Annotated in this window: 4 protein-coding genes; all 4 read right to left on the bottom strand. The window is 40.8% G+C overall.

What is annotated here, in order from left to right; genetic code table 11:
• Positions 1–1,126: 1,126 nt before the first annotated feature.
• A complete protein-coding gene (locus AC1DSE_RS32365) occupies positions 1,127–1,978 on the bottom strand; it encodes a nucleotidyltransferase domain-containing protein (protein ID WP_441883092.1) in 852 nt (283 codons plus the stop codon).
• Between the two features lie 75 nt (positions 1,979–2,053).
• Positions 2,054–2,239: a hypothetical protein gene (locus AC1DSE_RS32360; RefSeq protein ID WP_441883094.1), complete on the bottom strand. Its 186-nt coding sequence runs from the start codon at positions 2,237–2,239 to the stop codon at positions 2,054–2,056.
• A gap of 28 nt (positions 2,240–2,267) precedes the next feature.
• Positions 2,268–2,915 carry a DUF998 domain-containing protein gene (locus tag AC1DSE_RS32355; protein ID WP_441883096.1) on the bottom strand — a complete coding sequence of 216 codons (648 nt, stop codon included), beginning with the start codon at positions 2,913–2,915 and terminating at the stop codon, positions 2,268–2,270.
• A gap of 521 nt (positions 2,916–3,436) precedes the next feature.
• A partial coding sequence (locus AC1DSE_RS32350) for a dihydrofolate reductase family protein (RefSeq protein ID WP_477528843.1) occupies positions 3,437–3,724 on the bottom strand: 288 nt, incomplete at its 5' end.

Below are 3,724 nucleotides of genomic sequence, written 5' to 3'. Positions count from 1 at the left end.
GGATAGATGGACGTACAAGCAAATTACAGAGAAGTATGGAATACAAGATAAAGATAGAGTTCGTAAATAGGTGTATAAATTTAGGAAAAAAGGAAAGTACGGATTATTGAATAACAGAGGCCGCCGCGAAGAATATAAAGATAAGGATCGTTACAACCAACAACTTCAACGGGAGAATACGGTTTTAAAAAAGTGCTTAGAAATCTGGAAACGGGAGGTGTGAAAGGCAAGTATGCAATTATCGAGGAGTTATCTGATGTTTACCCAGTGACCCTGCTATGTGAATTGCTTGATGTATGGAGAAGCGCGTACTATCGATATCTTAAGCGTAAGCAAGCAGACCCTGATGGTGAGACCAAGCAGTGGATCAAAGCGATTTATCTACAGCGTGAGCGAACGTACGGTTATAGGAGAATCCAAGGTAAGTTAAGTTCTTGTCATTTATGGAATCAATTCTTGTCATCCGACACGGTTGTAAATGAAAATTCAGTAGTTACTAGGTATTAAATCGATTTATATACATATGTACAAAATACGAGTTTTGTGAAGAAGTAGTAATGAAATTAACAGTAATGACTGATCCGTCTTTAACTTGCTGTTACTTCACTTACTCTTGCCTTCATTTTATGTATTTCATTATAATGATAAATTCCATACAACTTCCGCTCCAAATTAAACGGTTTGCTCTTGTGAATTAATACTAATAAAATCTAGAGTTTAATTTCATTAGTAATGCTACAATTCAGCTGTCGTAATTATCCTTAGAGTTAATTTTAGAGTTAATCCTTAAAGTTTATTTTGCTCATCATGAATTGTAATTCTAAACTCATGTAAAGTTTCCATTGTAAAATCTAATTTTTTCCATTTATTTCAATGTTCAATTTTTCAGTCATACCACAATGTTTTTCTATAATACTGCAGCTGCAATTTTCTTAAACGGATTGATCAATGAACTTGCATTGGATCATAAAAAAATCACCAATATGACGCATGTATTGGTAAATAATTTCCTCCTAACAACGAATAATTTTAACTTAATCATCGTTAACCTGCCTGTTAGTGCAACGAGGCTGCCGATCCGTACCGGCAGCCTCGTTCTAGTTGCTTATTGAGCTATAGTGTCGCGTTAGTTCAGCAGATTTTTATTTTTCACTAGATTGTCTGTTTCGTGAATCAGATCATGTAACAGGCTTAGAGCTTTCTCCAAACCGGCCTGCTCTTCTGTCACTAAGGTGAATATCTTGTTTATTCTATGGGAGTAATTGCTTGGGACCATGCTAAAAGTATCGACGATAGCAGCAGCTCCTTTTTCGTTCATCCAGTATGTTTCATTAAGTGCAAACAAAACCTGATTTAAACAAGAGACTGATCTAAAACAACATCCAGCAAAGTAAGATAAATCATTTTTATAGATACCTTTTTTCCCATTCTCTAAGGAGAAATTCGCTTCCCATAAAAATTTTTGAATTACTGCTTTTTGCAAAACGTGCGAGTATGGACTTGTTCTAGACTTCATTTCTCCAATAAGACCTGTTGGATCCCATAAAATCCTACACAACGCGATTTCAGCTAAATATATAGAATTGATAAATCCATGAGGATGTCCCGGTTGATAGTCGATTGTAAGATCCCCTCTGAGACAGTTGTCAATTACTTTTGACACTATATTAAGATCACGGTATATAAAATCGACCGGTTGTTGATGCACTTTCAGCCAACCACCACCATTTATCCATGGCCCCCAGCCACCGATTTCTGTTATTAAATTGACTCTATTATCATCATCCAAGGTGGAAGCTATCCGATCAAGGTGGGAAATGTCTAACCCATTCTTTAGGTTATAATAAATTCCAATATCAATATCTGAGTTGTGGTTTTCAGTCCCCCTAGCTCTTGAACCACCAAGAACCAGAGCCTGCACACCATCGATTTGCTTAAGACAATCAATAATTTTGGAAATAATACTTTGTACATCCATACCTCTCACTCCGTTCGAATATGTCTAAAGCTGCCCGTTATCTTAACGCCTATCAGTACATCTATACAAAAACCTTTATTTTGTGAAGATATACAAGGAGTTGCCGAGATAGCTCCCACATCGTTCGTATAAAACACCAGGGATTTCGCTGCCCTTGCTTAGCCTGGCATATGCCATTTTGACTTCTGACTCATCGTGATAGTTCAAAACAAGACTGCTGCTGCGGTTATACGTAACCGGCTCGAATGAATCGGAAATCATTAACGGTTCTCTCTTGTTGAATCTATGCCTAAAGGGCTTCAACACGTAATCTCGCGGTAAGAACCGAAACCCAACCGAAGGCAACAATTCCAGCGCTCCCCATAATAACGCCGATCCAAGTGCCGATACTTGAGCCTAAAATAATGAGCACTGGCGCAAGGATACAAGATGCAATACAATAGATACTCCAACCACGCTCGCCTTGTGTAGCAAACCGACGTGCAAAAACAATGCTTGCCGCAATTAGACAAATAAAAGCCGTAAAGAAAGCAACGGAATGGAGTGTTGCATGAACGCTCATCGATGTTGGCATTCCGGCAGAGGCACCTGGGGGAAAGCTGAGGCCAGGATCTGGGCGAAACAGACCTGCCAGAATCATGCCAATCCCATAGATTCCAATGAGCAACGAACCCCACTTGCCTCCCATACGCCCTCGCAGCAAACGGCGCACTCCAATCGCTGCACAAACAGCAAGCAATCCTGTCATGAAGAAATTTGCGCTTTGAATCCATCCCAAATCCCCCAACGTAAGGGTACTGATGGCGTGGCGCCTGATATCGAATCCTGTACGTGTAAACGATTGAATAATGGCTGCTATGTAGAATAGCGGTGTGGAAACAACCCCACCCATTAGAAGAAGACGAATCGTCCTCGTATCCTGCTTATTTGTAAACATAATAATCGTATTCCCCTCTCATTGTCCATTTTATAATCTTTTATTCAGTCGTAATTGCAATTGTTGACCGTGAAATGCTCTGACAACAAATTAGCCAACAGCACCTTTCCGGGGGATCTGTGATAGCTGAACGCGCCCGATACTAGAATGTTTGACGGCCCCCGGCCAACTCTATAATAGGCAATCTTGTACAGTCCTTTGAAGTTATTGTGTGCATCGTACGTCTCATTTTCAGTTATTACTGCTTTTATTTTAATATTCATCACTCCCTTCGCGGACGGATATTTGAGCCTCTATTCAGACGACGAACAGATTTTGGCAAACTCGACATACTCGCAAATTTTTTTTATGGCATCGTAAGCACCCGTATGTCTTCTTAGCAATCATTGCGCATGATATTACTGAATCAACCAATGTTTCGATCGCTGATCAGCATCTGAATGGTTAAAAGACGTCCCATCTCCACTTGCACAACGATGATGGAGACGTCTCTGGTTGAATAAATTCAGATGGCTTTATTGTTAATTGCCTATCTCGGGCTGGTAGATGTGAATCGTGACACCTGTGCTTAGTATTTTGGCGTCCATGAGGCGCATAGCAGCCTTCTCGATCCCTTCTCTGAACAGCCGTTGTCCGCGACCTAAGATCACAGGATGGATCCAGAGCCGGTATTCGTCAATGAGATGATGCTTCATCAGCGTTTGTGCAAGATCGCCGCTGCCTACGACCAGCAAGTCTCCGCTTAACTCCTGCTTGAGTTTCGCTGCTTCTTCTGCCGCGTCGCCATGGATGATTGTGGCATTCCACTC

The sequence above is a fragment of the Paenibacillus sp. 01L418 genome (assembly GCF_056400045.1).
Note: the sequence above shows the minus strand (reverse complement) of the source record. Positions and strands in the feature narration are given on the sequence as shown.